This is a genomic window from Phenylobacterium aquaticum (genome assembly GCF_022695515.1).
Taxonomy (GTDB): Bacteria; Pseudomonadota; Alphaproteobacteria; order Caulobacterales; family Caulobacteraceae; genus Phenylobacterium; species Phenylobacterium aquaticum.
This window is the reverse complement of sequence record NZ_JALDPT010000002.1, coordinates 12270-36565: the sequence shown is the minus strand read 5'-3', so window position 1 is coordinate 36565 and position 24296 is coordinate 12270. Positions and strand designations below refer to the sequence as shown.

At 69.1% G+C, this 24296-nt stretch carries 23 protein-coding genes; 12 read left to right on the top strand and 11 right to left on the bottom strand.

Annotated features, from left to right (window positions below; translation table 11 throughout):
• Positions 1-11 precede the first annotated feature (11 nt).
• On the bottom strand, positions 12-995 hold the full coding sequence (locus tag MQH10_RS02000; protein WP_242562402.1) for a glycosyltransferase family 9 protein: 984 nt from the start codon (positions 993-995) through the stop codon (positions 12-14).
• A complete protein-coding gene (locus MQH10_RS01995; protein ID WP_242562401.1) occupies positions 995-2170 on the bottom strand; it encodes a glycosyltransferase family 4 protein in 1176 nt (391 codons plus the stop codon). Before MQH10_RS01995 ends, MQH10_RS02000 begins: the two co-directional genes overlap by 1 nt.
• Positions 2171-2213: 43 nt before the next feature.
• On the opposite strand from MQH10_RS01995, the gene MQH10_RS01990 reads away from it, so the two are divergent.
• The gene (locus MQH10_RS01990) at positions 2214-2963 is read left to right on the top strand and encodes an alpha/beta fold hydrolase (RefSeq protein ID WP_242562400.1); all 750 of its coding nucleotides are present in this window, start codon (positions 2214-2216) and stop codon (positions 2961-2963) included.
• A gap of 192 nt (positions 2964-3155) precedes the next feature.
• A complete protein-coding gene (locus tag MQH10_RS01985) occupies positions 3156-5600 on the top strand; it encodes a hybrid sensor histidine kinase/response regulator (protein ID WP_242562399.1) in 2445 nt (814 codons plus the stop codon).
• Positions 5601-5607: 7 nt separating this feature from the next.
• On the opposite strand, the gene MQH10_RS01980 is transcribed toward MQH10_RS01985, so the two are convergent.
• The 3 genes from MQH10_RS01980 to glmS all read right to left on the bottom strand — a co-directional run bounded on the left by MQH10_RS01980 (position 5608) and on the right by glmS (position 9329).
• On the bottom strand, positions 5608-6468 hold the full coding sequence (locus tag MQH10_RS01980; protein WP_242562398.1) for a Rossmann-fold NAD(P)-binding domain-containing protein: 861 nt from the start codon (positions 6466-6468) through the stop codon (positions 5608-5610).
• A gap of 23 nt (positions 6469-6491) precedes the next feature.
• Positions 6492-7361 carry a UTP--glucose-1-phosphate uridylyltransferase gene (locus MQH10_RS01975; RefSeq protein ID WP_242562397.1) on the bottom strand — a complete coding sequence of 290 codons (870 nt, stop codon included), beginning with the start codon at positions 7359-7361 and terminating at the stop codon, positions 6492-6494.
• A gap of 147 nt (positions 7362-7508) precedes the next feature.
• On the bottom strand, positions 7509-9329 hold the full coding sequence (gene glmS, locus MQH10_RS01970) for a glutamine--fructose-6-phosphate transaminase (isomerizing) (RefSeq protein WP_242562396.1): 1821 nt from the start codon (positions 9327-9329) through the stop codon (positions 7509-7511).
• A gap of 145 nt (positions 9330-9474) precedes the next feature.
• Here glmS and glmM point away from each other — a divergent pair, with 145 nt between their 5' ends.
• Together glmM and MQH10_RS01960 are read left to right on the top strand one after the other, a co-directional pair.
• Positions 9475-10827 carry a phosphoglucosamine mutase gene (gene glmM, locus MQH10_RS01965; protein ID WP_242562395.1) on the top strand — a complete coding sequence of 451 codons (1353 nt, stop codon included), beginning with the start codon at positions 9475-9477 and terminating at the stop codon, positions 10825-10827.
• A gap of 185 nt (positions 10828-11012) precedes the next feature.
• Positions 11013-11168, top strand: a complete 156-nt coding sequence (locus MQH10_RS01960; protein WP_242562394.1) for a hypothetical protein — start codon at positions 11013-11015, stop codon at positions 11166-11168.
• A 44-nt stretch (positions 11169-11212) separates the two neighbouring features.
• Here MQH10_RS01960 and MQH10_RS01955 read toward each other — a convergent pair whose 3' ends face one another.
• The 4 genes from MQH10_RS01955 to MQH10_RS01940 all read right to left on the bottom strand — a co-directional run bounded on the left by MQH10_RS01955 (position 11213) and on the right by MQH10_RS01940 (position 15428).
• Positions 11213-12517, bottom strand: a complete 1305-nt coding sequence (locus MQH10_RS01955; RefSeq protein WP_242562393.1) for a UDP-glucose dehydrogenase family protein — start codon at positions 12515-12517, stop codon at positions 11213-11215.
• Between the two features lie 73 nt (positions 12518-12590).
• Complete coding sequence (locus tag MQH10_RS01950; protein ID WP_242562392.1) at positions 12591-14093, bottom strand: phosphomannomutase/phosphoglucomutase; 1503 nt, start codon at positions 14091-14093, stop codon at positions 12591-12593.
• A gap of 98 nt (positions 14094-14191) precedes the next feature.
• Entirely contained in the window at positions 14192-15157 is a 966-nt protein-coding gene (locus MQH10_RS01945) for a KpsF/GutQ family sugar-phosphate isomerase (RefSeq protein WP_242562391.1), read from the bottom strand.
• A 25-nt stretch (positions 15158-15182) separates the two neighbouring features.
• Complete coding sequence (locus tag MQH10_RS01940; protein WP_242562390.1) at positions 15183-15428, bottom strand: hypothetical protein; 246 nt, start codon at positions 15426-15428, stop codon at positions 15183-15185.
• Between the two features lie 116 nt (positions 15429-15544).
• Here MQH10_RS01940 and gpmA point away from each other — a divergent pair, with 116 nt between their 5' ends.
• From gpmA to MQH10_RS01920, 4 genes are all read left to right on the top strand, one after another.
• Positions 15545-16252, top strand: a complete 708-nt coding sequence (gene gpmA, locus MQH10_RS01935) for a 2,3-diphosphoglycerate-dependent phosphoglycerate mutase (RefSeq protein ID WP_242562389.1) — start codon at positions 15545-15547, stop codon at positions 16250-16252.
• 2 nt (positions 16253-16254) lie between these two features.
• Positions 16255-16695, top strand: coding sequence for a bifunctional diaminohydroxyphosphoribosylaminopyrimidine deaminase/5-amino-6-(5-phosphoribosylamino)uracil reductase RibD (locus MQH10_RS01930; RefSeq protein ID WP_336605026.1), 441 nt, complete (start codon positions 16255-16257; stop codon positions 16693-16695).
• Positions 16696-16789: 94 nt separating this feature from the next.
• A complete protein-coding gene (locus MQH10_RS01925; RefSeq protein ID WP_242562387.1) occupies positions 16790-18052 on the top strand; it encodes a pentapeptide repeat-containing protein in 1263 nt (420 codons plus the stop codon).
• A gap of 81 nt (positions 18053-18133) precedes the next feature.
• Complete coding sequence (locus MQH10_RS01920) at positions 18134-19399, top strand: pentapeptide repeat-containing protein (RefSeq protein WP_242562386.1); 1266 nt, start codon at positions 18134-18136, stop codon at positions 19397-19399.
• 121 nt (positions 19400-19520) lie between these two features.
• Here MQH10_RS01920 and MQH10_RS01915 read toward each other — a convergent pair whose 3' ends face one another.
• Positions 19521-19976 (bottom strand): Hsp20 family protein, encoded by a 456-nt coding sequence (locus MQH10_RS01915; protein WP_242562385.1) that lies wholly within the window; start codon positions 19974-19976, stop codon positions 19521-19523.
• A gap of 228 nt (positions 19977-20204) precedes the next feature.
• On the opposite strand from MQH10_RS01915, the gene MQH10_RS01910 reads away from it, so the two are divergent.
• From MQH10_RS01910 to MQH10_RS01895, 4 genes are all read left to right on the top strand, one after another.
• Positions 20205-21101, top strand: coding sequence for a class I SAM-dependent methyltransferase (locus MQH10_RS01910; RefSeq protein WP_242562384.1), 897 nt, complete (start codon positions 20205-20207; stop codon positions 21099-21101).
• Between the two features lie 50 nt (positions 21102-21151).
• Positions 21152-21598 (top strand): DUF3617 domain-containing protein, encoded by a 447-nt coding sequence (locus MQH10_RS01905; protein ID WP_242562383.1) that lies wholly within the window; start codon positions 21152-21154, stop codon positions 21596-21598.
• A gap of 70 nt (positions 21599-21668) precedes the next feature.
• Complete coding sequence (locus MQH10_RS01900; RefSeq protein ID WP_242562382.1) at positions 21669-21977, top strand: SCP2 sterol-binding domain-containing protein; 309 nt, start codon at positions 21669-21671, stop codon at positions 21975-21977.
• A 12-nt stretch (positions 21978-21989) separates the two neighbouring features.
• Complete coding sequence (locus MQH10_RS01895) at positions 21990-23414, top strand: alpha/beta hydrolase (protein ID WP_336605025.1); 1425 nt, start codon at positions 21990-21992, stop codon at positions 23412-23414.
• On the opposite strand, the gene hisN is transcribed toward MQH10_RS01895, so the two are convergent.
• A complete protein-coding gene (gene hisN, locus MQH10_RS01890) occupies positions 23415-24230 on the bottom strand; it encodes a histidinol-phosphatase (protein WP_242562381.1) in 816 nt (271 codons plus the stop codon).
• Between the last annotated feature and the right edge of the window lie 66 nt (positions 24231-24296).

The following is a 24296-nucleotide window of genomic DNA, read 5'->3' as shown; positions in this document are numbered from 1 at the left end:
CCCTGCGCTTATCAAGCCGCGCCGGGGGCCGGCGCCAAAGCATTCGCCGCCTGTGCGACCGTGGCCACAGCCAGATCGGTGAGCTCGGTCGCCGCCAGAACCGCGACGTGGCCGCGCGGGGCCGACAGCGCCGGGTTCGAGGCCTTGGAGAACAGGACGATGGTCGGCGCGCCGGTGGCCGCCGCCAGGTGCAGCGGGCCGGTGTCATTGCCCACCACCAGGGCGGCCTTGGCGGCGATCACCGCCACTCGGGCGAAGTCGGTGCGGCCGGTCAGATCGCGCGCCTTGCCGACGTCGCGCTGGATCTGGCGGGCCAGAGCGCTCTCCTGCGGGCCGCCGATGATCACGATGTCGAGGCCCCGGGCGTAGAGCAGCTTGCCCAGCTCGCCGAACTTCTCGACCGGCCAGCGCTTGTCCAGTCGGTGGGCTGAGCCGCCGGGGATGAAGATCACATAGGGGCGGGGACGGACCCCGCCGGCCACGGGGCGTTCCTGCGGCGCTTTGCGCAGCACCCAGGAGACGTCCGGCGGCGGCGCCTGGCCGGGCTCGATCGGGGCGTCGGGCCAGATGCCGGCGTATTTCAGCTGGTCGGCCTGGCGCTCCAGGGTGTGCATGTGGTCGCGGTTCTTGTTGCGGTGGGGCAGGGCGCAGCCCAGCGCATTGCCCGACCACTCCGGCGGGAAAGGCCGCAGCAGGTGGAAGATCCGCGACGAGGCGGCCGAGGTCTGGAGGTCGTAGACCCGGTCGTAGCGCGCCTTCTTCAGGCGCGCGCGCAGCGCCATCCATTCCCCGAAGCTCTCGGGTTTGCCGTCGGTCTCGACGGCGTTGAAATAGGGGCAGGACTTGGCGAGCGCCTCGAAGGGCGGGGTGGTCAGAAGGGTGATGTGGGCCTTCTTGTGCACCTCGCGGATGCGCTTCATGGCCGCCAGGGCCAGGACGAAATCGCCCAGGGCCGACAGCTTGATCACCAGGATTTTCTTGATCTCGCGAGCCATCAGCCGGTCACTCCGGCGCGCGCCGCCAACACCCGCTCATATGCGGCGAGGGTGGCATTGCACATGGCCTCGGCCGAGTACAGCTGCCTGGCCCGTTTGGCGGCGGTCTCGCCCATGCGGGCGCGCTTTTCCGGCCCGACGTCGATCGCCTTGGCGATGGCGACCGCCCAGGCCGGCGCGTCGTCGACCTTGACCAGCCAGCCGGTCTTGCCGGGCAGCACGGTCTCGGTGACCCCGCCGTGGTTGGAGGCTAGCACCGGGCGGCCCATGGCCTGGGGTTCGACGGCCGTGCGGCCGAAGCTTTCGGGAACGATGGTCGGGAGCATGGCGACATCGGCCAGCAGATAGGCGGCCGGCATGTCATCACAATGGCCGACCACCTTGATCTGGTCGTTCAGCCCGGCCGCCGCGATCGCCGCCTCGACCTCCTCGCGATAGCCGGTGCGGCCCTGGTCGTCGCCGGCGAAGATGATCACGAAGTCGTCCCGCCCCTTGGCCTTCAGGCTGGCGGCGGCCTCGACGATGCTGAGGTGACCCTTGATGCGGGTGAGCCGCCCGCCCAGCAAGAAGCTGGTGCGCGGGTCGTCGACCGGCAGGCCCCAGGCCCGGCGCAGGGCCTCGATCCGCTCGGGCGTGACCCGTGCGGGGTCAAAACGCTCCAGGTCCACGCCGCGGGGAATGGAGACGATGCGCTCGGCCGCCAGGCTGTGCTCGGCCAGGACGTGGTCGCGGGTGTAGTCGGAATTGGCGATCACCAGGTCGCCGCGGGTCATGACCGCGTTGTACCAGCGCTTCAGGCCGGACTTGGCCTTGTAGACCCCGTGATAGGTGGCGACGAAGGGCGTGCCCGTCGCATGCGCCGCCCACAGCGCCGAGAAGGCCGGGGCGCGCGAGCGGGCGTGGACCAGGGTCACCTTTTCCTTGCGGATCAGGTCGACCAGCCGGGCGGCGTTGCCCAGCATCACCAGGGGATTCTTGGACTGGACCGGCATGGGGACCAGACGGCCGCCGTCGGCTTCCAGCCGGGCGACCATGCGTCCGCCGCGGGCGGCGACCAGGGCCTTGCCGCCGGCGCGGACGACGGCTTGGGCCACGTCGATCGTGGTCTGCTCGGCCCCGCCTGTTTCCAGCTCGGGGACGACCTGCAGCAGGGTGAAATCCGGGGGCAAGGTCACGGATGCTTGCATAAACCACCCACGGGTGAGGTAAAGCGGGGCGATGAAAGAAGAGGCGGGATTCCTCGACCGGCCGGACGGCGAGAGGCTGGCCTGGCGCCGCATCGCCGGGCGCGGGCCGACCTTTGTCTGGCTGGGCGGCTTCCGGTCCGACATGGCCGGAACCAAGGCCCAGGCCCTGGCCGACTGGGCGGCGGCGAGCGGCCGCGCCTATGTGCGGTTCGACTATTTCGGCCATGGCGAGTCGACCGGCGCCTTCGAGCACGGAACCATCACCCGCTGGCGGGAGGACGCGCTGGCCGTGCTGGACGCCCTGGCCGAGGGGCCGCTGGTCCTGGTCGGCTCCTCCATGGGCGGCTGGATCGCGTGCCTGGCGGCCGCTGTGCGCGCCGAGCGGATCGCCGGCCTGATCCTGATCGCGCCGGCCGCCGACTTCACCAGCGCCCTGATGGCGCCGGAGATGACCGCCGCCGACCGCAAGGCGCTGGAGGACAACGGGGTCTGGCTGCGGCCCTCGGACTATGGCGATCCCTATCCGATCAGCCGTGAGCTGCTGGAGGACGGCGCCCGCTGGACGATCCTGCCCGGGCCGGTTCCGGTCACGGCGCCCGTGCGCGTCCTGCAGGGCGGCGCCGATCCCGATGTCCCCTGGCCTCACGCCCTGGCGCTCGCCCAGGCGCTGGCGACCGAGGACCTGGTGTTCAGCCTGATCAAGGACGGCGATCACCGCCTGTCGCGTCCCCAGGATCTGGCCCGGCTGATCGCCATGGCCGACGAGCTGTCGCGGCCCTAGGGCTCCCGACCCGGTCGGCGGGGTTGTTGATTGCGGTGTCAACTCTCCAGGGTGGAAATGATCTGCCCAAAACTCAATTTGGTGGCAGTAATCGCCTGTTTTTCCTGTCTGTTTGCTCTAGCCAGAGCGACGGAGTCATCGACGTTATGACCTCGTTATCGAATCCAGTGCGAGGCTCTCGTTCGGACACTCATGCACAATTCGACGGGAAAATCGGCTCAAGCAGACGACGCGCGGGAGGCCAGGCCGGCCTCGCGCCTGCCCTATGGCATGACCGGTCAGGAGCCAGTGCTCGAGCGGGCGCCGGCGTTGGCGTCGGCCCTGTTCGGCAAGGTCTATGTCAGCCTGGTGATCGTCTCCGAGGGCGCCGTCTGGCGCAATATCGATCCTGACGGCCGGCTGATCCGGGGCACGCCCTTCGCCGACCCGGTGACCACGTCGGGCCAGGCCATGTGGTGGGAGGATGTCACCACCGATCCGGTTCTGTCGCAGAGCCCGCTGGTCTCGGGTCCCCCCTTTGTCCGGTTCGCCGCGGCCGCGCCGATCCAGCTGCCCGGCGGAGAGGTGCAGGGCGCCCTGGCCGTCGCCGGCCTGGAGCCCCGTCCGCTCGATCCCCTGCTGCTGGCTAATCTGGAACGGCTGGCGGCGATGGTCGCCGACGAATGCGACCGGGCCCGCACCGCCCAGGCGCTGCAGGTCCAGGAGGCGGCGGCGCGACGCAGCCATGTGATCCAGGGCGTGTTCGCCAAGGCCGCGCCGGCCTCCATCGTGATGACCGATCGGGATCTCAGGATCCTCAAGGCCAGCCAGCGGTTCCTCGACGCCATTCCGATGAGCCTGGACGAGGCGGTCGGGCGCACGCTGCAGGACGTCGTCCCCGGCTATTACGAGCGGTTCTCGGCGTTCTTCGACCGTTGTCTGGCCGGAGAGTCGATGATCGCCGAGCGCATGCCGATCGTGACCCGCAAGGGACGCAAGGCCTGGCTGCGCGGCGAACTCACCCCGTGGCTTGATGAGCATGGCCAGATCGGCGGGCTGATCAGCGTCACCAGCGACATCACCGACCTGCTCGAGGCCCTGGAGCGCACCGAGCGCTCGGAACAGCGGCTGAACCTGGCGGCGGAGATCGCCGATCTGCATGTCTGGGAGCTGGACTATGTGCAGCGCACCCTGACCCAGGCGGGCGCGCCGCAAAACCTGTTCGGCCGCGAGTTCACCTATGACGAGCTGGCGCGCGACACCAATCTCACCATCGATCCCCGCGACCGGGTGAGGATCGAGACCGAATGGGCCCAAGCGGTCGCGGAAGACCGCCCCTATTGCCCGGAATACCGGGTCGCCCGAGATGACGGCAAGGAAGTCTGGGCCGCCTGCACGGTCAAGCTGGTCAAGACCCCCGAGGGCCAGCCCGTCCGGCTGATCGGGGCCATGCTCAACATCACCGACCGCAAGCAGGCCGAGGCGGAGCTGCTGCAGGCCAAGGAGGAGGCGGAGGCCGCCAACCTGGCCAAGTCGGCCTTCCTCGCCACCATCAGTCACGAGATCCGTACGCCCCTGAACGGGGTGCTGGGCATGGCCCAGATCATGGCGGCCGACCCGCTGTCCGAGGATCAGAGAGCTCGGCTGCAGGTGATCCGGCAGTCGGGCGAGAGCCTTCTGGCGATCCTCAACGATGTGCTCGACCTGTCGAAGATCGAGGCGGGCAAGCTGGAGCTGGAGGAGATCGAGTTCGATCTCGAGGACCTGGCGCGCGGCGCCCATGCGGCCTTCCAGGGCGTGGCCGAGAGCAAGGGGCTGTCCTTCGACCTGACCATCGAGCCCGAGGCCCAGGGCGTCTATCGCGGTGATTCCACCCGTCTAAAGCAGGTGCTGTTCAACCTGGTCTCCAATGCCCTGAAGTTCACCGAGCAGGGTCGGGTCGAGGTGCGGCTCTCGCGGGCGGATGGCGAACTCTCGATCGTCGTCACCGACACCGGGGTCGGCATTCCGCCCGAGCGGCTGGCCCGGCTGTTCGACAAGTTCGACCAGGGCGACATCTCGACCAGCCGTCGCTATGGCGGCACGGGCCTGGGCCTGTCGATCTGCCGCGAGCTCGTGCAGCTGATGGGCGGCGAGATCGGCGCTGACAGCGCGGCCGGCGCCGGCGCCCGGTTCTCGGTGCGCCTGCCCTTGCCCTATCTCGGCCGTCCGGATCCGACGGCCTGGGTTGAGCCTGCGACCGTCGAGGCCCAGGCCCTCCCGACCCTGCGGATTCTCGCGGCCGAGGACAATCCGGTGAACCGCCTGGTGCTCAGCGCCATGCTGCAGCAGGCCGGGCTGGAGGTGGTGATGGCGGGCGACGGCGCCGAGGCCCTGGAGCTGTGGCGACGCGAGAGCTGGGACCTGATCCTCATGGACGTCCAGATGCCGGGCATGGACGGGCCGACGGCCGCGCGCCTGATCCGGGCCGAGGAAGCGGCCGCCGGACGACCGCGGACCCCGATCATCGCTCTGACCGCCAACGCCATGTCGCACCAGGTGGCGGACTATATGCAGGCTGGCATGGACGATTTCGTCGCCAAGCCGCTCGACGTCGCCCTGCTGTTCGCCGCCATCGAGCGGGTGCTGGACAGCGACGCAGAGCGGGCCTGCGCCTGAACCGGCGTCAGCCGCCCGCGGCCAGGATCGCCGTCAGACCTTCCCGATAGCTCGGATAGAGCGGCCGCCAGCCCAATTCGGCCTTGGCCCGGGCGTTCGAAACCCGCTTGGTCTCGGCGTAAAAGCGGCGCGCCTGGGGGCTCAGGGCGTCGAGGTCGAGGGCGGTCTCAGGCGGCGGGGCCATGCCCAGCAGGCCGGCGGCGAAGGCCACCACCTCGCTGTTGGGCGCCGGCTCGTCGTCGCAGACATTGTAGATTCCGCCGGGCCTGGGTCGGGCGATGGAGGCCTCCAGCTCGGCGGCCAGGTCGTCGACATGGATGCGGCTGAAGATCTGGCCGGGCGCGCCGACCCGCCGGGCGCGACCCTCGCGCAGGCGGTCGAAGGCTGAGCGGCCCAGGCCGTAGATGCCGGGCAGGCGGTGGACCGTGACGGTCAGGCCCATGCCGCGACCGACCTCCAGCCAGTCCCGTTCGGCCCCGACGCGGCGGGCGCCCTCCACCGACTGGGCGGCCAGGCGGCTGTCCTCGAACACCCAGCGGCCGCCGCGATCGCCATAGACCCCGGTGGTCGAGAGGTAGCCGATCCAGTCCGGAAAGGCCCGGGCCCGCGCCAGGGCCGGGACCAGGGCGGGCAGGGCCGGACAGCCGTCCGCGCCGGGCGGGGCGGTGAGCAGGATGGCGTTCGCCTCGGACAAGGCCGCCTCCAGGGCGGCGGGATCGCCGAGGGGAACCGGCGTGACGCCGGCGTCGGTCAGGCGGGCCGGATCAGCTCCCGGCCGCAGCGAGGCCGACAACGTCCATCCCTTCGGCGCAAGCCGGTTGTGCAGGGCCTTGCCGCTGAACCCGTAGCCGAAGACGAAGAGCTTCAATCGGGCCTCCGCGGCGGTCGCCTCTAGAGCAGGTCCGAGATCGCCGCGCGGGCCGCGCCGCCCAGCTCGGGATGGGCGAGGGCGAAGGCGATATTGGCGCGCAGCAGGCCGATCTTGTCGCCGCAGTCATAGGTCACGCCGTCATATTCCAGGGCGTGGAAGCTCTGCAGCTTCATCAGTTCGGCCATCGAATCGGTCAGCTGGATCTCGCCGCCGGCGCCCTTGCCCTGGTTTTCCAGCAGCTGGAAGATCTCCGGCTGCAGGATATAGCGGCCGGAGATGAACAGGTTCGAGGGCTCGGTTCCGAGCGGCGGCTTCTCGACCATGCCGGTCATGCGGTTCAGGCGGCCATCCCGGCCCTCCAGGGCCACGATGCCGTACTTGTGGGTCTCGCCTTCCGGCGCGGGCTCGACGGCGATGATGTTGCCGCCGACCTGCTCATAGGCCGCGACGCACTGGGCCAGCGCCGGCGGGCTGGCCATCATCAGCATGTCGGGCAGCATGACGGCGAAGGGTTCGTCGCCGATGATGTCGCGGGCGCACCAGACGGCGTGGCCCAGGCCCAGGGGGGCCATCTGGCGCACGAAGCTCATCTGGCCGGGCTTGGGCAGGTCGCGGCGGACGTCGGCCAGGATCTCGTCCTTGCCCTTGGCCGCCAGCGCGTTCTCGATCTCGGGGTTGGAGTCGAAATACTCCTCGATCGCCCCCTGTCCGCGACCGGTGATGAAGACGATGTGCTCGATGCCGGCGGCCCGCGCCTCCTCGACCACATAGGACAGGATCGGACGATCGAACACGTTGAGCATGTTCTTCGGCGTCGTCTTGGCTCCGGGCAGAACTCGGGTTCCCAGGCCGGCCACCGGCAGAACGGCTTTGCGCACGCGTTTCGTCATTCGACCCTCCAGAATGCAATCTGCCTAGAGGAGCGCGGCCGGGAAATCCATCCGCCTCGTGTGACGTTCCAAAAAAGGGCGGCGCGATACTGATCGCGCGCCCACTTGGGCGTGCAACGCGGGCGCGAGAGCTTGAGCGTTCGGCGCCTATTCCACCGTGACCGACTTGGCGAGGTTGCGCGGCTGGTCCACGTCGGCGCCCTTCTGAACGGCGACATGATAGGCCAGCAGCTGGATCGGCACTGACATCACCAGGGCCGAGACCAGGGGGTCGGAGGAGGGGGCGGTCACCACCACCTTGGCGCCGGCTGGCGCATGGCGGGCGCCGTCCGGGTCGGTGATGAAGATCACCTGGCCGCCGCGGGCCATCACCTCGCTCATGTTCGAGGCCGACTTCTCGAACCAGCTGTCGAAGGGCGCGAGTATGATGATCGGGGTCTGGTCGTCGACCAGGGCGATCGGGCCATGCTTCAGCTCGCCGGCGGCGTAGCCCTCGGCGTGGATGTAGCTGATCTCCTTCAGCTTCAGGGCGCCTTCCAGGGCGAGCGCCGACATCGGGCCGCGGCCGAGATAGAGCACGTCGCGGGCCTTGGAGACCTCGGCGGCGATGTCCTTGATCGCGTCTTCCAGGCCGATGGCCTCGGCGATCAGGCGCGGCGCGCCGAGCAGCACATTGACCAGCCGGGCCTCCTCGATGGCGTCGATGCGGCCCCGGGCCTTGCCGGCGGCGATGGCCAGGGCGGTCAGCACGCTGACCTGGGCGGTGAAGGCCTTGGTCGAGGCGACCCCGATCTCCGGGCCGCAATGGATCGGCCAGACGACGTCGACGCTGCGGGCGATGGTGGATTCGGTGGCGTTGACGATGGCGGCGCTCTTCATGCCGCGCTCCTGGCAATAGCGCAGGGCCGCCAGGGTGTCGGCGGTCTCGCCGGACTGGGACATGGCGATCACCAGGGCGCCTGAGCGGATCGACGGCTGGCGGTAGCGGAACTCCGAGGCGATCTCGACGTCGACGGGCAGGTCGGCCAGCTGTTCGATCAGATAGCGGCCGATGACCCCGGCGATATAGGAAGTGCCGCAGGCGACGATCTGGATCCGCTCGATCGTGGAGAAGTCCAGTCCGCCGGGCACCGCCACGAGGGAGGCCAGGGGGTCGACATAGGCCGCGATGGTCCGCTGGCAGCCTTCCGGCTGGTCATGGATCTCCTTCTCCATGAAGTGGCGGTAGTTGCCCTTCTCCATCATGACCGCCGAGGCCGGCACGATCTTGATCGGCCGGTCGGCGGGCGCGCCGGTCTGGTCGAAGATGCGCGCAGTGTCGTGGTCGAGGATCGCGAAATCGCCGTCCTCAAGATAGGCGATGCGGTTGGTGAAGGGGCCGAGCGCCAGGCCGTCGGAGCCGACATACATCTCGCCGTCGCCATAGCCGATCGCCAGGGGCGGGCCGTTGCGGGCGGCCAGGATCACCTCGTCCTCGCCGCCGATCAGGATGCAGAGCGCGAAGGCGCCGCGCAGGCGGGCGAGGGTGGCCTTGAAGGCCTCCAGGGGGGGCAGGCCGGTGGCCAGCTCGGCGTCGAGCAGATGGGCGACCACCTCGGTGTCGGTGTCGCTCTGGAAGACCCGGCCGGCGGCGATCAGCTCGGCCTTCAGCTCGGCGAAGTTCTCGATGATGCCGTTATGGACCACGGCGACGCGGCCGACGATGTGCGGGTGGGCGTTGCGCTCGGTCGGCGCGCCATGGGTGGCCCAGCGGGTGTGGCCGATGCCGGTGGTGGCGTTGAGCGGTTCACGCTCCAGCACAGCCTCCAGCTCGCGCAGCTTGCCCGGGGCGCGGCGGCGCTCGAGCACGCCGTTGATCTGGGCGGCGATCCCGGCCGAATCATAGCCCCGGTATTCCAGGCGCTTGAGGCTCTCGATCAGCCGCCCCTGGACGGGAGAGGTTCCCACGATGCCGATGATGCCGCACATATGCCGCAGTCCTTTTGTCCAAGCGCGAAGCCGCGATATGCTTCTGTTTGAGCGTCGCCTTTAGCATTCGAAAACGGCGCGTCGACTAAATCTGGGTTTCGGATCGTTTCCACGCGCCGAACCCCACCTCCGAAGAGACCCCTTCATGACCAAACGCGCCTATTTTGGGACCGACGGCATCCGCGGCCAGGCGAACACCCACCCGATGACGGCGGAGGTGGCGCTGCGAGTCGGCCTGGCCGCCGGCAAGCTGTTCATGTCGCAGGACGACCGCCGCCACATGGTGGTGATCGGCAAGGACACGCGGCTGTCGGGCTATATGGTCGAGCCGGCCCTGGTCGCCGGCTTCGCCAGCGTGGGCATGGATGTGCGCCTGCTGGGCCCGATGCCGACGCCCGGCGTGGCGATGATGACCCGCTCCCTGCGCGCCGACCTGGGCGTCATGATCTCGGCCTCGCACAACGCCTTCACCGACAACGGCATCAAGCTGTTCGGCCCGGACGGCTACAAGCTGTCGGACGCCCGCGAGCTGGAGATCGAGGCCCTGATGGATCAGAGCCTGAGCGAAGGCCTGGCCGGTCCGACCCGGCTGGGCCGGGTGTCGCGGGTCGATGATTCCCAGGCCCGCTACGTCGAGATCGCCAAGGCCACCTTCCCGCGCCGGCTGAGCCTCAACGGCCTGCGGGTGGTGATCGATTGCGCCCATGGCGCCGCCTACAAGGTCGCCCCCGTGGTGCTCTATGAACTGGGCGCCGAGGTCATCAAGATCGGGGTCGATCCGAACGGCACCAACATCAATGAGGAATGCGGCTCCACCCATCCGGAGGCCATGGTCCGGGCGGTGAAGGAATACCGCGCCGACATCGGCATCGCGCTCGACGGCGACGCCGACCGACTGGTGATCTGCGACGAGAAGGGTCACGTGGTCGACGGCGACCAGATCATGGCCCTGATCGCCGACAACTGGGCCAAGCGCGACCGACTGACCGGCGGCGGGGTGGTGGCCACGGTCATGTCGAACCTCGGCCTCGAGCGCTTCCTGCAGGCGCGCAATCTGAAGCTTGAGCGCACGGCGGTGGGCGACCGCGCCGTCATGGTGCGGATGCGCGAGGGCGGCTTCAATCTCGGCGGCGAGCAGTCGGGCCACATGATCCTGTCGGACTATTCGACGACCGGCGACGGCCTGCTGGCGGCCCTGCAGGTCCTGGCGGTGCTGAAACTGGCCGACAAGCCGATGAGCACCCTGGCCCATCAGTTCGAGCCGGTGCCGCAGCTCCTGGAGAATGTCCGCTTCGGCTCGGGCAAGCCGCTGGAGGCCGCGCCGGTCAAGGCGATGATCGCCGACGCCGAGCAGCGGCTGAACGGAACGGGCCGGATCGTGGTCCGGGCCTCCGGCACAGAGCCCCTGATCCGCATCATGGCCGAGGGCGACGACGCCAAGCTGGTCTCCCAGGTGGTCAAGGACATCGCCGGCGCCGTGAAGAAGGCTGCGGCCTAACCGCTCCGCTCTTCCCTGACTGCCCCTCTCCGCCGGCCCTCATCGGGGCCGGTCGGCGTGTGTCGCCGTGACCCGTTCCGGGGCGTGGGAACCTTTGCCGCACTTGCAAATTGGAGGATTCATGTCAGCCTGTTCATGTTCCTCCCGCTCGACCGGGGGGAGCGTAAAAAATACGGGAGAGAAACATGTCGCGCAGAGCCGCTTTTGCGGGTGTGGCGAGAGAACCGGCCAAGGGCGTCAGCTCGGTCGCCTGCCTCGCCTTCGTCGCCGTCCTGGCCCTGGCCTTTTGGGCCGGCGCCGTCTGGTTCGGGACCCTACTGATCCAGCTGTTCACAGCCTGATTTTCGCATCTCGGCCGAGGTGAGCGCGCCCGTGCGGCGCGCGCCTATTTGCGGCCGATGGAGGCGTATTTGAAGCCCTTGGAGGTGACGTCCTCGGGCTTGTAGATGTTGCGCAAGTCGACAAGGACCGGGGTCTTCATGGCGCCCTTGAGCCGGTCGAAGTCCAGCGCCCGGAACTGATCCCATTCGGTGATGATCACCAGGACGTCGGCGCCTTGCGCAGCGTCATAGGCGTCGGTCTTGAAGGCCACGTCCTTCAGCATGTGCTGGGCTTCGTGCGCCCCTTCCGGGTCATAGGCCTGGACCGTGGCGCCCTGGGCCTGCAGGGCCGGGATGATGTCCAGCGCCGGGGCGTCGCGCATGTCGTCGGTGTTGGGCTTGAAGGTCAGGCCCAGCACGCCAACCGTCTTGCCGGCCAGGTCGTTGCTGAGGCTGGCGGCGACCTTGCCGGCCATGGCCTTCTTGCGCGCGTCATTGACCTGGACCGTGGTCTCGATCAGCCGGGTGGGCGCGCCATAGTCCTGGGCGGTCTTGACGAGCGCCAGCGTGTCCTTCGGGAAGCAGGAGCCGCCATAGCCGGGGCCGGCGTTGAGGAATTTGCCCCCGATCCGCTTGTCCAGCCCGATGCCCTTGGCCACCTGCTGCACATCGGCGCCGACGGCTTCGCAGAGGTCGGCCATCTCGTTGATGAAGGTGATCTTCATGGCCAGGAAGGCGTTGGCCGCATACTTGATCAGCTCGCTGGTCCGCCGCCCGGTGAACACCATCGGGGTCTCGTTGAGGAACAGCGGGCGATAGAGCTCGGCCATCACCGGTCGGGCGCGCTCGTCCTCCAGACCCACCACCACGCGGTCAGGATGCTTGAAGTCCTCGATGGCCGCGCCCTCGCGCAGGAACTCCGGGTTGGAGACCACGGCGAACTGGGCGTCCGGCCGCTTGGCCTTGATGATCTTCTCGATCTCGTCGCCGGTGCCGACCGGCACGGTCGACTTGGTGACGATGACGGTGAAGCCCTCGATCAGGCCAGCGATCTCCTCGGCCGCGGCATAGACGTAGGACAGGTCCGCATGGCCGTCGCCGCGCCGCGAGGGCGTGCCCACCGCGATGAACACCGCGTCCGCGCCCTTCACCGCCTCGGCGGCCTCGATGGTGAAACTGAGCCGGCCGGCCTTGACGTTGTTGGCCACCAGCACGTCCAGGCCCGGCTCATAGATCGGAATGCCGCCGGCGTTCAGTCGCTCGATCTTGGACGGGTCCTTGTCGATGCAGACCACGTCATGGCCGAAGTCGGCGAAGCACGCCCCGCTCACCAGGCCCACATAGCCTGTGCCGATCATCGCAACGCGCATGGTCTCATCCTGTGCGGGGACAGTGGGTCAGTCGGGCATATAGCCAAGGCGTGTCGGTCCTGCGACCCCGGCCTCAGATTTCCTGGTTGTAGGCGCCGACCTGCGGACGCTTGCCCAGGCGGGGCTTCACTTCCTCGCGGAACAGGGCGCGCATGTCGTCCTCGGACTGCGAGCTTTCGACCACCACGACGATCTCAGGCTTGTTGGACGAAGCGCGGACCAGCACCCAGGAGCCGTCCTCCAGGGCGACGCGGACGCCATTGACGGTGATGACCTCAAGGATCTTGCGCCCCAGGATCTTGCCGCCCGCCTCGGCCAGCGCGGTGTATTCGGCGACCACGTCCTCGACCACGCCGTACTTCACCTCGTCCGGGCAGTGCGGCGACATGGTGAGCGAGGTGTAGGCGACGGGCAGGGCCTTCTTCAGGTCCGAGAGCTTCTTGCCGGGATTGCGGTCCATCATCGCCAGGATGGCGGCCGCCGCGGTCAGGCCGCAGTCGTAGCCGTAGCCCAGGGGCGAGTTGAAGAAGAAGTGGCCCGACTTCTCGAACCCGGCCAGGGCGCCCAGCTCGGCGGTCTTGCGCTTGATGTAGCTGTGGCCGGTCTTCCAATAGACGGTGTTGGCGCCGTTGGCCTTCAGGATCGGGTCGGTGGCGTAGAGGCCGGTCGACTTCACGTCGACGATGAAGGTCGCGTCCTTGTGCAGCTCCGACAGGTCGCGGGCGAGCATCAGGCCGATCTTGTCGGCGAAGATCTCCTCGCCCTCGTCGTCGACCACGCCGCAGCGGTCGCCGTCGCCGTCGAACCCGAGCGCCAGGTCGGCGCCATGCTCCCGGACGGCCTTGGCCATCTCGTGCAGCATCTCGTGATCTTCCGGGTTCGGATTATAGCGCGGGAAGGTGTAGTCGAGCTTGCAGTCCATCTCGATGATTTCGGCCACGCCCATGCGGCGCAGGGCCTCCGGCGCATAGTGGCCGGCCGTGCCGTTGCCGCAGGCGGCGACCACCTTGAGCGGACGCTTCAGGCTGACCCGGGTGGCGACGTCGGCGATATAGCGCTCCGACACGCCCTCGATATGGGCCAGGCTGCCGCCCGGACGCTGCTTCCACTGGCCGCCGAGCACGATCTCCTTCAGGCGGCCCATCTCCACCGGGCCGAAGGTCAGGGGCTTCTGGGCGCCCATCTTCACCCCGGTCCAGCCGTTCTCGTTGTGGCTGGCGGTGACCATGGCCACGCAGGGGGCGTCGAGGTCGAACTGGGCGAAATAGGCGACGGGCGACAGGGCCAGGCCGATGTCCAGCACCTCGCAGCCCGCGGCCACCAGGCCGATGGTCAGGGCCTGCTTGATCGACATGGAATAGGAGCGATAGTCGTGGCCGACCACGATGCGCTTCTGGCCGAGCTCGTGGATGTAGGTGCCGAGGCCGAGGCCCAGCGCCTCAATGCCCAGCAGGTTGATCTCGGGGCCGAACAGCCACCGCGCGTCGTATTCCCGGAACCCGGTCGCCTTCACCAGGGGAAAGCTTTCGAACTCGGCGGTGTTCGGGATGAGATCGCTGCGCGGGGTGGGAAGCATTGGAACTCCGTCGGTGAGGTTCGGCTGGCTGTCTTAATGGTCGCACGGTCTTAAGACCATCCGAACACGCGCCATAGTCTTCGAGACCGTGACGATTTCTACATCACCCCGGCGCGGAGCAGGTCGTGAACGTGCAGAATGCCCACCGGTTCACCGTCCTCGACGACGAACAGCACGGTGACCGCCGGCGGCGGGTCGCTCATGAGGGCGAGCGCCTCTGAGGCCAGCATGCCGGGCGGCACAGTCTTCTTGGGACCGGGGGTCATCACCTCGGCGGCGGTGCGGTCCATCAGGCCGTCGATGTGGCGACGCAGGTCGCCGTCGGTGATCACGCCGCAGAGGCCGCCGTCTGCGCCCCGCACGCCGACCACGCCCCAGCGCTTCTCGGTCATGACCAGCAGGGCCTCCGACATCGGGGCGTCGCCGCCGACCAGGGGCAGCTCGGCCTCGCCATGCATCATGTCGCGCACGGTGCGCAGCATGGCCCCCAGCTTGCCGCCAGGATGGAAGGTCTTGAAGTCGCGGGCGGTGAAGCCGCGGCGTTCCAGCAGGGCCACGGCCAGGGCGTCGCCCAGGGCGATCTGCAGGGTGGTCGAGGTGGTGGGCGCCTTGACCTCGGCGGTGGCCTCGGCGGCGTCGGCGAGCTGTAGCACCACGTCGGCGGCGCGGCCGAGCGCGCTGTCGCGGGCGGCGGTCAGGGCGATCAGCGGCACATGGAAGCGCTTGGAGTGGGCCAGGACGTCGGCCAGCTCCTGGTTCTCGCCGGACTTGGAGAGGCACAGCACCACATCGCCCTCGGTGATCATGCCGAGGTCGCCGTGACTGGCTTCATTGGCGTGCACGAAGAAGGCCGGGGCGCCGGTCGAGGCGAAGGTGGCGGCGATCTTGCGCCCCACATGGCCCGACTTGCCGATCCCGGTGCAGATGATCCGGCCCTTGGCGGCGTGCAGGATGTCCACCGCCCGGACGAATTCGTCACCCAGGGTTTCGGCCTGCAGGCGCAGGGCGTCGGCCTCGGCGCTCAGAACGCGGCGACCGACGGAGATCGCGTCGAATTCGGACATCAAGCCTCGCTGGCCGCCGGACGGCTCATTGGGTGGGGGCGATCGCCTGGCTCTGCAGATCCGACACCGCCTGGCGGGCGCTGGAGATGCGGCGGTTGGAGGCGTCGGCCTCGCGCTTCATCGCCGCCTTCATGGCCGGGGTCTGCTGCAGGGGCGTATGGCCGAAGGGGCCGGGCGAGCGGTCGCCCAGGCCCTGGGGCCAGACCATGGCCAGCGCCACCATCATCAGGGCGATCGCGGCGAGCGCGGGCAGGATCAGTCGGTCGGACATGCTGGTCGGGATATAGCCGCCGCCGCGCCCGCGCGCCAGTCGCGCCGGCCTCGCAAGCTTGACGCCCGCGCCCCGCCGCCCTAGCCCAAGCCCGTCCGGAAAGAGGAGATCTTCGCGTGCCGACCCTGATCCTGCTGCGCCACGGCCAGAGCCGCTGGAACCTGGAAGACCGCTTCACGGGCTGGGTGGACGTGGACCTGACGGCGGAGGGCGAGGCCCAGGCGCGCCTGGGCGGCGAGCTGATCAAGGCCGCGGGCCTTCAGATCGACCGCGCCTATACCTCGGTCCTGACCCGGGCGATCCGCACCTGCTGGCTGGCGCTCACCGCAGCTGGCCAGGTGTTCATCCCCGAGACCAAGGACTGGCGCCTGAACGAGCGCCACTATGGCGGCCTGACCGGCCTCAACAAGACCGACACTGCGGCCAAGCACGGCGCCGACCAGGTGAAGGTGTGGCGCCGGTCCTACGACGTGCCGCCGCCGCCGCTGGAAGCCGGCGGCGAGTTCGACTTCACCAAGGATCGCCGCTACGCCGGCGCCGTCCTGCCGACCACCGAAAGCCTGAAGACCACGCTGGAGCGGGTGCAGCCCTATTGGGAGGCCGAGATCGCGCCGCACCTGACGGCCGGCGAGACCCTGCTGGTCGCCGCCCACGGCAATTCCCTGCGCGCCATCGTCAAGCTGCTGTGGAACCTGTCCAGCGAGGCGATCATCGACATCGAGATCCCGACCGGCAATCCGCTGGTCATCGAGCTGGACGCCGGGCTGAAGCCTCTGTCGGCCCGCTATCTGGACGCGGGCCGCGCCCAGACCCTGCCGAACTAGCCATGTCGGCGTCCGACCGGGATCATATGCGCCGGGCCATTGCGCTCGCCCGGGCCCAGGTCGGACGGACCGGCGACAATCCCGCCGTCGGCTGCGTGATCGTGGCGGACGGCGTCGTGGTGGGCGAGGGGGCGACCCAGGCCGGCGGCCGCCCCCACGCCGAGGAGATGGCGCTGGCCCAGGCCGGGGATCGGGCGCGGGGCGCCGTGGCCTATGTCACCCTCGAGCCCTGCGGCAAGAGGTCCACCGGCGCGGCCTCCTGCTCCGAACTTCTGGCGCTCGCGGGAGCTGTGCGGGTGGTCGTGGCCTGCGAGGATCCGTCGACCTTCGCCGCCGGCCAGGGGGCCGAACGCTTACGGGCCAAGGGCGTAGTGGTGGAGCTTGGTCTGCTGGCCGAAGAGGCGGCTTCGCTCTATGCGGGTTATCGCCCCGCCCAGGGTTAGCGGATATTCATCCTGATTCCGCTAAGTCACGGAAACAACGCGTTAATCGCCTTTGATCTAGGGTTGCGACCAGTAATCTCTGGGGCCTGTCTCCATGGCGCTTCTCGCAACCACGACGGCGGTGGATCTTCGCCGCATCGAACAGCCCGAACTCGACGCGATCTGCGTGCGTCACGATCGGCTGTGGAGTTCCAAACCGGGCGGCGCCCGGGCCGTGTTCGCCTGGCTTGATCTGTCGGGGTTGGACCTGCGCGGCAAGAACCTGTGCGACGCGGACTTCACCGGCGCGGTGATGGCCGGGTGCCTGTTCCAGGGCGCGCGGCTCGACCAGGCCAACATGTTCGGCGCCGACCTGCAGAACGCCGACCTGACCGACGCGAGCCTGCGTCGGGCCGACCTGCGCGGCGCCTGCCTGCGCAACGCCAACCTGACCGGGGTCGACATGTTCGAGGCCGACCTGCGGGAAGGCTCGATCGCCATCGGCGACCGGGACAAGGGCCTGAGGGTGATGGAGCACATCAACCGGGTGGGCGAGGTCCAGGGGGCGATCCTGGCCGGCGCCAATCTGGAGCGCTCGCGCCTGTCCGGCGTGATGGCGGTGCGCGCCGACTTCACCGACGCCAATATGAAGGACGCCAAGCTCGTCCGGGCCAATCTCAAGCAATGCACCATGACCGGGGCGAACCTGGCCGGCGCGGACCTGTCCGGCGCGGATCTGGCGGGGGCGGACCTGCGCGACTGCATCCTGGTCGGCGCCAAGACCCTGGCCTGGAACGTCAGTCGGGCCGACATGCGCGGCGCCCTGACCGACGATCCGGTCGGCAAGGCCGTGGCCGATCTGCCCTATGAGACCATGATCCGCGACCATGCCCGCTGGTGCGAGACCGGCGGCGCCGAGGGTAGCCCCAGCGTCTTCGACAACGCCGACCTGCGCGCCCTGAAATCCGTCCGTGGCTTCAACCTCACGGCCCTCTCGGCCAAGGGCGCGATCTTCTACGGCCTCGACATGGAGGGCGTGCAGCTGCAGGGCGCCCACCTGGAAGGCGCCGATCTGCGGTCCTGCAATCTGCGCCGGGCCGATCTGCGCGGGGCGAGGCTGGTCGACTGCAAGCTCGCCGGCGCCGATCTGCGCGACGCCCAGATGGGCCCCCTGCTGCTGGGGGGCGACCGCGTGCTGCCCTGCAATCTGACCGGCGCCGGGCTCAAGGCCGCCGATCTGGCCCGCGCCGACATGCGTTACGTGATCCTGCAGAACGCCGACCTGTCCCGCGCCAATTTCACCAACGCCCAGCTCGCCCACGCCAATCTGATCGGGGCGCAGAAGTGGGGGGCGAGGGGGCTCGGCGACACGCTCTAGGGTGCGACAATTTAACGCTTCGGTGGTGTCTCGGGTTTAGACAGTTCGTCCACCCAGACCATCCCGGGGGAATAACCACAGATGTCCGCAGTCGCCCTGACCGGCCGCCGGAGGCTCTCCGCCGGCGAAATCGAAATGATCGTGGCCGCCCACGAGAGGTTCGTCACCGGTCGTCCCGGCGGCAAGCGCGCCGTGCTGAAGTTCGTGGATCTGACCGGGGTCGACCTGTCCGGCCGCAATCTGTCCGACGCCGACCTCTCCGCCTCGATCCTCGACCGCGCCAAGCTCGCCGTCACCAATCTCGAACGCGCCAATCTGTTCGGCTGCGACCTGCGCAAGGCCGACCTGCGCGGCGCACGCCTGGTCCGCGCCGACCTGCGCGGCGCCTGCCTGCAGGGCGCCAATCTGACCCAGGCCGATCTGACCCAGGCCGACTTCCGGATCGGCCAGGTCGCCATCCCCCATCCCAGCAAGGGCCTGTCGTCCCTCAGCCACGAGTCCCGGCACGGCCAGCTCGACAACGCCGTGCTGTGCGGCGCGACCTTCGACGGGTCGCAGATGAACGACGCCTCGGCCTATGCCGCCGACTTCACCGACTGCTCGCTCAAGGGCGCCAAGATGACCGGCGCCAATCTGAAGGACGCCAAGATGAGCGGCGCCATCCTCGATGGCGCCGAGGTGACGGGGACCAATTTCGAGGGCGCCGACCTCTCCTATGCGGCGATGAACGGGGTCGACGTGGCCCGCGCCCGCACCTCGGCCTCAACCAAGATGGGCGGGGCGATCCGCGCGCCCAGCTCCGAGGCCATGACCCGCGCAGCCGGCCTGCTGGCCCAGGCCCAGGCCAATCATGCCTGGTGCAAGACCAGCGGCAAGGAAGGCCGCCCCGCCAATCTCGACCGCCAGGACCTGCGTCCGCTTGGGGCCCGTCTGCGCGGCCTGCGCCTGACGGCCTTGAGCGCCAAGGGGGCGGTGATGGTCGGCATGGATCTCACCGGCGTCCATCTGCAGGGCGCCAATCTGGAGGGCGCCGATCTGCGCGGCGCCATCCTGCGCGGCGCGGACCTGCGCGGCGCCCGCCTGGCCGGCGCCAATCTGACCAAGGCCGATCTGAGGGACTGCGTCATCGCCCCCCTGCCGCTGGGCGGGGCGCGTGAGGCGCCGGGGTCGCTGGATCACGCCCGGGTGCGCTACGCCCTGGCCCAGGGCGCCGACATGAGCGGGGTGATCCTGGACGGCGCCGACGTGCGCGGCTGCGACTTCACCGGCGCCCGGCTGACCGGCGCGAGCCTGAAGGAGACCGACTATCAGGCGGCGGTGGGGCTCGACGCGGCCCGGGCGGCCTGACCTGCAAAAAGGGCGGTGCAGTCGCTGCGCCGCCCAGTCTCGCATGGGGGAGAAATCAAGGGTGGGCGGCGCGAGAGGGGTCGCGCGCCGCCCGGTCTTGGTCGCCTAAGAGGGGGGGAGATTAGGCGGCCTTCTCACCTTCGATCAGGGGGGACTGATCGGGGGTGGCGATTTCGATCCGGCGGGGCTTGAGGGCCTCGGGGAGTTCACGCTTGAGCGAGATCTGGAGCAGGCCGTCGGCCAGCTTCGCCTCGGTCACGACCACATAGTCCGCCAGTTGGAAGCGGCGATCGAAATCGCGCTCGGCCAGACCACGGTGCAGGAAGCGCCGCTGGTCGTCATTGGCGGCCTTGCGGCCTTGGACGGTCAGGAGGTTTTCCTTGACCTCGATGTTGAGTTCGTCCGGCCGGAAGCCGGCGACCGCGATCTCGATGCGGTAGGCGTTCTCGTCGGTGCGCTCGATATTGTAGGGCGGATAACCGGTCGCCGCGTCGGCGGAAGCGGTTTCCAGGAGCGCGGCCAGACGGTCGAAGCCGACGACGGAGCGGTACAGGGGGGAGAAGTCGATCGTACGCATGGGGTCACATCCTTCTTGGCTTAAGCAAGGTTGTCATTCATGGGCGGAACGGTGCGAGCCGAAGCCTCGCCGTGTCCCGGAAGGCCCGGTTATCCAGCGCCTTCGGAACTTAGGTGGTGACCGCATGACGGGTTTCAAGAGGCCCCTGGTCGGGGATTGTGATCGGCTTTTGACCCGGCGGTCCGGGCAGGTTAGGTCCATGGCCGGGGAAACGGGGAAGAGGTCTTGATGGGTCTGCCAACCGCCGCTCTCGGCGCCCTCTCCCGGCGCAATCTGCTGCTGACCGGCGGGGCTTTGACCCTGACCGCCTGCGGTCGCAAGGGGGGCGAGGCGCCTGCGACGGCGGACTCCAAGACCCCGCTCACCCTCGAACAGGCCGTGGCCGGCGCCTGGCGCACCCCTGCCGACAAGGCTCGCGATGTCTGGCGCCATCCGCTGGAGACCCTGCGGTTCTGGGGGCTGAAGCCGGGCGCGACCGTGGTGGAGTTCTGGCCGGGGGCCGGCTGGTATACCGACATCCTGGCGCCCTTCCTGGCCGCCACCGACGGCAAGCTCTACGCCGCCGACCTGCAGACCGACGACGCCGGCGAGCCGGCCTCGGCCGAGATGGTGTCGGCCTATCGCCGCAAGCTGCGCGAAAAGCCCAAGCTCTATGAGGCCGTCGAGATCACCGCCTTCGGCCCGACCAGCGGCCCCGTCGCCCCGGCCGGCTCCGCCGACCTCGCCCTGTTCCTGCGCAACCTGCACAACTGGATGGCCGCCGGCATCGCCGAAAAGGCCTTCCACGACGCCTTCGCCGCCTTGAAGCCGGGCGGGGTGCTGGGGGTCGAGGAGCATCGCGCCAGTCCGGGCGGGGTGCCCGACCTGCTGGCCGCCGACGGCTATGTGCAGCAGGCCTATGTCATCCAGATGGGCAAGGAGGCGGGCTTCCTGCTGGACAAGACCAGCGAGATCAACGCCAACCCCAAGGACACCAAGGATCATCCCTTCGGGGTCTGGACCCTGCCGCCCGTCCGCCGGTCCTCGCCCCGCGGCCAGCCGGAGGATCCCACCTTCGACCACGCCAAGTACGACGCGATCGGGGAATCCGACCGCATGACCCTGCGGTTCGTCAAACCGACCTAGACATTGTGCTCGCCGTCCGAGATGAACGCCGCCTTCGCAAGGTCCGGTGCATGCGCGCAAAGACAGTCCCCGCCGTTCTCCTTCTCGCCCTAGGGCTCAGCGCCCCGGCTTGGGCCCAGGAGCAGCAGACGATCCTGCCGGGCTATTGGGACGTGACCAACAAGGTCCAGGCGGTGGTCGCCAAAACCAGCCACGAGCTGCGCTGCGTGAAGCCGGCCGAGGTCGCCAGGTTCGTGATGGGGCCGAGCAACCACCACTATGCCTGCGCCTACTCCACCCGCATCTTCCTGGACGGCAAGATCACCCTGAAAGGCCAGTGCGCCAGCAAGAAGGGCCGCCAGGTCGAGATCGCCGCGACCGGCAGCTATTCGCCGACCACCTTCAAGCTGATCGCCGACCTGGACACCTCCTATGCCGGCATTCCCCTAGGCGGCCGATTCACCACGGACGCGCGGCGCATCGGCGATGTCTGCCCGCCTGACGCCAAGGGCGGCTGAGCCGCGCCGCGGCGTTTACATCATTCCCGCCAGAGGCGAAGGTGCGGCGATCGCAGTATCGGAGCTTCGCATGGCCACTCTTGAGGAACTGACGGAACGGGTGCGCGCCGGGGTCGGCGACGACGCCGGTCTGGGCAAGTCCTTCAAGCTCGACCTGAAGGGCGAGGGGTTCATCCACATCGACGGCGGGACCGTCAGCAATGACGACCTGCCCGCCGACCTGACCGTTCGCATCAGCCGCAAGGACCTGCAGGCCATGGGCGACGGCAAGCTCAATCCCATGACCGCGGTGATGACCGGCCGCCTGCAACTGTCCGACATGGGGCTGGCGATGTCGCTGCAGCCCCAGATGCAAGCCCTGTTCTCGAAACTCGCCTGAGGAAGACACCCCATGACCGACGCGGCGCCCCTGGTTTCGACCCCTGACAGCCCGATCCCGCCCGGCGGCGGGGCGGAATGGTTCACCGGCGCGGGCGGCGCCAAGCTGCGGGCGGCGCTGTTCGCCCCCAAGGGTCCGGCCCGGGGCACGGTGGTGCTCTCCACCGGCCGGACCGAGGCGATCGAGAAATATTTCGAGGTGATCGGCGACCTTCTGGGGCGTGGGTTCGTGGTGCTGGCCAATGAGTGGCGCGGCCAGGGCCTGTCCCACCGCGATCTGCCGGACCGGCTCAAGGGCCACGCCGTCGGCATGGCCGCCTATGTCGCCGACTATCACGCCCTGCTGGCGGCCTTCGAGGACCGCATGCCCAAGCCCTGGATGGCCGTGGGCCATTCCATGGGGGGCTGCCTGACCCTGCTGTCCCTGGCCAAGGGCGAGGCGGACCGCTTTGTCGGCGCCGTGCTCTGCGCCCCGATGCTGGGGGTGCGCACCGGCGGCCTGCCCCTGCCGGTCGCCAAGATCCTGGCCGGCTTCAACCTGCTGGTCGGCAAGGGCGGCGACTATGCCCGTCCGCCGCCCGCCGATCCCTATACCGAGGCGTTCGAGGGCAATGTCCTGACCCACGACCCGGTGCGCTTCGCCCGCGCCCGGGGATTGATCGCGGCTGACAAGGACCTGGCGCTCAGCGCGCCAACCTGGGGCTGGCTGGACTTCGCCTTCAAGGCCACGACCTGGCTGGGCTCGGCCGACAATCTGCGCAGCGTGCGGATCCCGGTGGTGATCGTCTCGGCCGGCGACGACAAGCTGGTCCGCGACGACGCCCAGAAGCTGATCTCCAACTATCTGCCCGACGGCCGTTTCGTGAGCGTCGCCGGAGCCGAGCATGAGATCCTGATGGAGACCGACGACCGCCGGAACCAGTTCTGGGCGGCGTTCGACGCCCTGGCCGACAAGCTGGTCCCCAAGCCGGCGGCGCCGGCCAAGGCCGCGCCCGCGCCAAAGGCTGCGCCTGCGGCCAAGGCGGCGGCTCCTGTCGACGCTGCGCCGGCCAAGCCCAAGGCCGCGCCGAAGAAGGCGCCTGCCAAGACCGCGCCTGCGCCAAAAGCCGCGGTGGCGGCCAAGGCCGTCGAAGCCGCGCCGGTCAAGGCGAAGACGGCTCCGAAAAAGGCGCCGGCCGTGAAGGCCGCGGCGCCGGCAAAGGCGCCCGCGAAGACGCCGTCAAAGCCTGCGGCCAAGGCCGCGCCCGCCGCCAAAGCCGTGAAGGCCCCTGCCAAGCCGGCGCCCAAGGCCGCCACTGTCAAACCCACCGCCAAACCCGCCGCCAAGCCGGCGGCCAAGCCCGTCGCGGCGTCGAAAGCCCCGGCGGCGCCCAAGTCCGCGCCCAAGGCTAAGGCGCCCGCCAAGCCGGCGGCTAAGGCCAAGCCGAAGAAGGCCTGATCAGTCGGCGGAGCGCTTGAGGGCGACCAGGGCCTCATCCAGGCAGGCCCGGTCGCCGGCCATGGCGATCTGGCCGCCCTGGCGGCCGATCGGTTCGCCGCGCCAATTGGTGACCACCCCGCCGGCGCCCTCGATCAGGGGCACGGCGACCTCGATGTCCCAGCACTTGCAGACCCGGGATTCCACGACCAGGTCGACGGTCCCGGCCGCCACCATGGCGTAGGCGTAGGCGTCGCAGCCCAGGCGGGTCAGCTTGGCCGCCGCGCGCACCTGGTTCCAGGCGCCGAGCTCCGCGCCGTCGAAATAGGAATGGGGATCGGTGGTCATGACGATGGCGTCGGTCAGGTTGGGACAGGGCCGAACCTTGAGCGGCCGTTCGCCGAACCGGTTGATCAGCCGTGAGCCGCCCGCATGGCCAATGAAGACCTCGCCGTTATAGGGCTGGCCGATGGACCCCAGCACGGGGTCGCCCTGCCAGCGCAGGCTGATCAGGGTGGTCCAGACCGGCAGGCCGGCGATGAAGGCCCGCGTGCCGTCCACGGGATCGAGCACCCAGACGAACTCGGCGTCCGGGCGGTCCTCGCCGTATTCCTCTCCGATCACACCGTGGTCGGGATAATGCTGGGCGATCAGCTTGCGGATCGCCGCCTCGGCGCCCTTGTCGGCCAGGGTCACCGGATCGAAGCCCGCGGCCCCGCCCTTGTCCTCCAGGCCGTGATCCTGGATGCGGAACAGCGGCAGGATCACCTCGCCGGAGGCGCGGTTCAGATCGAGCATGAAGGCGTCGAGCGCCTGAAGCGTGTGGGGTGCGAGCATGGGCCCGCTTTACCCTGTCGGTCGCCCCCGCGAAATCCCCTTGCAGGGGCGTCGCGGGGGACAGCC